This is a genomic window from Ornithinimicrobium sp., assembly GCF_051004135.1.
Lineage (GTDB): Bacteria > Actinomycetota > Actinomycetes > Actinomycetales > Dermatophilaceae > Ornithinicoccus.
This window is the reverse complement of record NZ_JBPCKQ010000246.1, coordinates 1-5,158: the sequence shown is the minus strand read 5'-3', so window position 1 is coordinate 5,158 and position 5,158 is coordinate 1. Positions and strand designations below refer to the sequence as shown.

General features: G+C 71.7%; 4 protein-coding genes. 2 read left to right on the top strand and 2 right to left on the bottom strand.

Going from position 1 to position 5,158, the window contains the following annotated elements; genetic code table 11:
• Positions 1 to 637, top strand: a 637-nt coding sequence (locus ACR2FV_RS17555) for a substrate-binding domain-containing protein (RefSeq protein WP_434016996.1), incomplete at its 5' end; no start/stop codon positions are given.
• Between the two features lie 24 nt (positions 638 to 661).
• Here ACR2FV_RS17555 and otsB read toward each other — a convergent pair.
• Positions 662 to 1,420, bottom strand: coding sequence for a trehalose-phosphatase (otsB, locus tag ACR2FV_RS17550; protein ID WP_434016995.1), 759 nt, complete (start codon positions 1,418 to 1,420; stop codon positions 662 to 664).
• A 41-nt stretch (positions 1,421 to 1,461) separates the two neighbouring features.
• On the bottom strand, positions 1,462 to 2,913 hold the full coding sequence (locus ACR2FV_RS17545; RefSeq protein WP_434016994.1) for an alpha,alpha-trehalose-phosphate synthase (UDP-forming): 1,452 nt from the start codon (positions 2,911 to 2,913) through the stop codon (positions 1,462 to 1,464).
• A 134-nt stretch (positions 2,914 to 3,047) separates the two neighbouring features.
• Between ACR2FV_RS17545 and ACR2FV_RS17540 the strand changes: the two genes are divergently transcribed.
• Positions 3,048 to 4,868 (top strand): protein kinase domain-containing protein, encoded by a 1,821-nt coding sequence (locus ACR2FV_RS17540; protein WP_434016993.1) that lies wholly within the window; start codon positions 3,048 to 3,050, stop codon positions 4,866 to 4,868.
• Positions 4,869 to 5,158: the final 290 nt, after the last annotated feature.

Below are 5,158 nucleotides of genomic sequence, written 5' to 3'. Positions count from 1 at the left end.
TCCGATCGATCGCTATGTCGCGCTGCGCGAGCAGCGGATGCCGATCGTCCTGGTCAACGGCTGGCGGGCGGGCGTGCCGGCGCACTTCATCTCCCACGACGACCGCACCTCCATGCACCTGGCGGTGCAGCACCTGCGCGACCTCGGGCACACCCGGATCGGCTTCGCGACCGGCCAGGCTCGCTACGTGCCCGTGCAGCGGCGCATCGAGGGCTACCGCGAGGCGATGCAGGGCGCCGTGCCGCAGACCGAGCTGGACTCGTTGGTGCAGACCACGTTGTTCAGCATCGAGGGTGGCTTCACCGCCGCCCGCGAGCTGTTCGAGCAGGGCGTCACGGCGGTGGTGTGCGGGTCCGACCTGATGGCGCTGGGGGTCATCCGGGCCGCGCGACAGGCAGGACTCGACGTCCCTCGCGACCTGTCGGTCATCGGCTCCGACGACTTCCCGCTCGTCGGCTTCACCGACCCGCCGCTGACCACGATCCGCCAGGACGTGCTGGGGATGGCCGAGGCCGCCGTCACCTCGATGCTCGAGGAGATCGCCGGTGAGGACGTGCGCCACCGGGAGTACCTCTTCGCCCCCGAGCTCATCCTGCGCCGTTCGACCGCCGCGGTGGGACGGGCGGCGCAGGGCTAGGGCCCGCTCAGGGCGCAGCGTCGGTCACTGGTCGGCGCGCTGCCGGAGAAGATGCTCCAGGAGCTCGACGACGTCATGCTCGCCGGCGACCCGGTGCTGGGCGCGAGTCTCTCCCTCGCCGACCTTGATGGTCACGTCGGTGGACCTCAGCTCGGCGAAGGCGCGCTCGTCGGTGACGTCGTCGCCGGCGTAGAGGATCGCCGTGGCCCCGAGCTCGTCGGCGAGCTCGAGCAGCGAGGCGCCCTTGCCGGCCTCCGTGACCGACATCTCCAGCACGTTCTTGCCGGGGGTGGTGCGCACGCCGTCGTGCTCGGCAGCGATCTGCTCGCCATCCGTGGTCACGGCCCGCGCCGCGTCGCCCGGCATTCCGCGGGTATGCAGCACGACAGCCGAGGGCTTGTGCTCCAGTCGGGCCTCCGGGTGACGATCGACCAGCTCGCTCAGGTCGTCGACGAGGGCGCGCAGCCGGCTGGTGTCGTCGTCACTGAGGCTGTGCTCTGCATCGGCGATCGAGGACTCCGCTCCGTGTGAGCCGATGAGCACGAGGGGGTGACTGGCCCGGGTGAGCTGCAGCAACGAGCTGAGATCGCGGCCGGACACCACCGCTACCGTCACGCCGGGCAGATCCGCGAGCGCGTCGAGCACTTCCAGGGCCCCGGCCACGGGACGCACCTCCATCGGGCGGTCGCCCAGCGGCGCCAGGGTGCCGTCGAAGTCGACCCCGACGACCACGGAATCCCGGGTCGCCAGCCGATCCAGTGCTGCGCGCAGTGCCGCGTCCACAATGCCTCCTCGTCGACCAGTGACAGACGGGCCGCCGCAGTTCAGTGCCGAGTGGGCTTGTCCGGGGCGAACTCCAGAGCCTCAAGGTAGCGGGTGGCCCAGACCTGCACGTTGTCGGTGCGGACCTTGCGGCGCAGGGCTCGCATCCGCTTACGCTTCTCGCCCGGCCCGTCGCGCATGGCCCGAAGGATCGTCTGCTTGAGCCCGACGATGTCGTGCGGGTTGCACGAGTAGGCCGCCCGCAGCTCCTGGGCGGCTCCGGTGAACTCGCTGAGCACGAGGGCGCCGCCGTTGTCGTGCCGGCAGGTGACGTACTCCTTGGCGACGAGGTTCATACCGTCGCGGATCGGGGTGACCAGCATGATGTCGGCCGCCTGGAACATCGCGGCCATCTCGTCGCGGCCGTAGGACTGGTGCAGGTAGTGCACGGCTGTCCCACCGATGGAGGAGAACTCGCCGTTGATCCGGCCCACCATGCCCTCCACCTGGCTGCGCAGGTGCCGGTATGCCGCGACCCGCTCGCGGCTCGGGGTGGCCACCTGCAGGGAGGTCACCTTAGGCGGAGCGATGTCACCGTCCTCGTAGAGCTCGCCGATTGCCCGGAGCCGGTGCCGGATGCCCTTGGTGTAGTCCAGCCGGTCGACCCCGAGCAGCACCGTCTCCGGGTCGCCGAGCTCGCGGCGGATCTCCTTGGCGCGGGCCCGCACCTCGGGGGTCTTGGCCAGATTCTCCAGACCCGCGAAGTCGATGGAGATCGGCACCGCGGCCGCCCGCACCATCCGGGCGTCGGCACCGAGGTGGCCGTCGTCGGCGCCCTGCCAGAGCACCACGTCGCCCTTGCTGGTGGCGTCGAGCAGCTGCCGGCAGGCCCGGACGAAGTTGCCGGCGTCAGCGCTGCGCTGGAAGCCCAGGAAGTCGGCGCCCAGCAGCCCGCGCAGCAGCTGCTTGCGCCAGGGGAGCTGGGCGAACAGCTCGACCGGGGGGAACGGGATGTGGTTGAACCACCCGATCCGCAGGTCGGGACGCAGGTCGCGCACCAGGGCAGGCACCAGCTGCAGCTGGTAGTCGTGCACCCAGACGGTGGCCCCCTCGGAGGCGACGTCGGCCACCGTCTGCGCGAACCTCTCGTTGACGGTGCGGTAGGCGGACCACCAGCGGCGGTGGAAGGTCGGCTCGACAATGACGTCGTGATAGATCGGCCACAGCGTGTCGTTGCTGAAGCCCTCGTAGTAGTCGCGCACCTCGGCGGCGCTCAGCGCGACCGGGTGCAGCTGCAGACCGCTCTCGGCGGTGAACGGCTCAGGAGCCTCCCCGGTCTCCCCGGCCCAGCCCACCCACGTCCCCTCCCGGTCGCGCATGACCGACTCCATGGCCGTGACCAGACCACCGGGGCTGGTCTTCCACTGGGTGGTGCCGTCCTCGGCCACCACCCGGTCCACCGGCAGCCGGTTGGCTGCCACGATGAGCTCGGTCCGCTCGCCTGTCTCAGGCATAGCGCCCTCCTTCTTGGGGTTGCCCCGACTGTAGGCCAGGGGTGGTGGCTCCGCGGACCGAGCACGCTCCCCGGTCCGCCCACCCGGACCGACGCCCAGCGATTTCCCAGCCGCAACGGCATACCGTGGGACCCGTGAGCACCGAACTGTCCGGCGCGGGCGGCGCGCCCCGCTATGCCGGCGGCTACCTGCTGGGGGCCAAGCTCGGCGAGGGGGGCATGGGTGTGGTGCACCGGTCGCGGACCCGGGACGGGAGCGACGTCGCGGTCAAGGTGCTGCGCCCACACATCGCGCACGACCAGCACGCCCGGGAGCGGCTGCGCCGGGAGGTGGCCACCCTCGAGCGAGTCAGCCACCCGCGTGTCGCCTCGGTGCTGGACGCCGACGTGGACGGACCGGCGCCCTACATCGTGACCGAGTTCGTGCCCGGCGCGCCGTTGGACGCGGTCGTCGCGGAGCAGGGACCGCTCTCGGCCGAGGCGCTGGTGCGCCTGGGCCGCGGGCTGTCCGAGGCGCTGGGCGCGATCCACGGGGTCGGCATCGTGCACCGTGACCTCAAGCCGGGCAACGTGCTGATGGCGGGGGACGAGCCGGTGGTGATCGACTTCGGCATCGCGCAGGTCTCCGAGGACGTCCGGCTGACCATGACAGGAATGGTGATGGGCACGCCCGGCTACCTGTCGCCCGAGGTGGTCGAGGGCGGCTCGGTCACGCAGGCCACCGACTGGTGGGGGTGGGCGGCGACGCTGTCGTTCGCCGCGAGCGGGCAGCCGCCGTTCGGGCGGGGGCCGATGAGTGTGGTGCTGGACCGGGTGATCCGTGGGCGCACCCAGCTGAGCGGGGTCGACCCGCAGCTGCAGCCGCTGCTGCTCGCCGCGCTGCAGCCGGATCCGTCGCAGCGTCCGCCGGCGTCGGAGGTGATGGCGGCGCTGGAGGCGTATGCCGAGCACCGGCCGGTGACCGACGAGCTGACCCGCGTGGTGCCCGTCGCGCCCGCCGCTGCGGACCGGCCCCCGGAGACGCCCGACGCCCCGTGGGTCGTGGGCTCCCCGCTGGCCGACCCGACCCGGGTCCAGCCGATGGTCGACCCGACCCGGCAGCAGCCGGCGGCCCCTCCGCGCAGAGCGCCGCAGCGGTCGTGGGCCCCGGCCGCGCCCTACCTCGACGATCGTGGGCGAGGCCCGGCCCCCGGCGGCGGCACGGCATACCCCGCCGGCCCGGGGAGCACGGCATACCCGGCTGGCCCGGGGAGCACGGCATACCCGGCTGGCCCGGGGAGCACGGCATACCCCCCTGGCCCGGGCGGCACGGCATACCCCTCCCGAGGGGGTGACCCCCGGATCGGGCGACCGATGCGCACCGGCACGCTGCTGTCGCTGTTGTTGCTGTTCGTCGCGATCGCGACGGTCGCCCCGCTGCTGGCCTGGGGACTGCTGGCGATCTGGTCGGTGCTCGGGCGATGGGTGGACCGCACGATGACCGGCCTGGTGCTGCGGCGGCACGGGACCGGACCACGCGGCAGCGACCTGCCGATGACCATGCTTGGGGCACCGTGGCACCTGCTGACCGCGGTGCTGAGCACGGCCCTGGCCCTGCTGCTGCCCCTGGCCTTCGCCGTCTCGGCGACCGTGCTGGCCAGCTACGGCATCGGGCTGCTGAGCGAGACCACGATGGGTGTCGAGCATCCGGTGCCGGTGGCCGTGGGTTGGTTTCTGGGCGTGCTGACCGCGTGGTGGGGGCCAGGTGGCATCTCGGTGCGGCGGGGGTCGCGCACGATGATCCGCGCTGCTGTGCCGGCCGGGCTGGCAACTCAGGTGGCCGTCGCGTTCCTCGTGGCCGGGGGAGCGGCACTCGGCACCTGGTCGGTGCTGGAGGGCCAGGACGTGTCGTGGTGGCCCACCGACTCGACTCGGCCACCGTTCGTCGACGGGATCTGGCCGGGCGTGCTCCAATGATCACGATTTGGCGACTTTGATCACGGAGTGATAACGGCTACCGTGTGCGGGTCCGTTGAGAACGCCATCCGGAGGAAATCCATGGCCTATAGCGCGGATTTCCACGCAACTGGTTCGGGCAAGGTTCGTCTTGTTGGGTGGTTCGGCGCGGGTGGGTGCGCCACCCGTGTGAGTGGTGAGTGACGCACGGCGGAGGGCCGCGGGTGCCGGCGGGGGCTTGTGGTATCTGATTGTTGAATTGCAGCCCTGTAGTTCGAAACTGCGTCGGTCAGGGTTCAACTGAGGCCGCC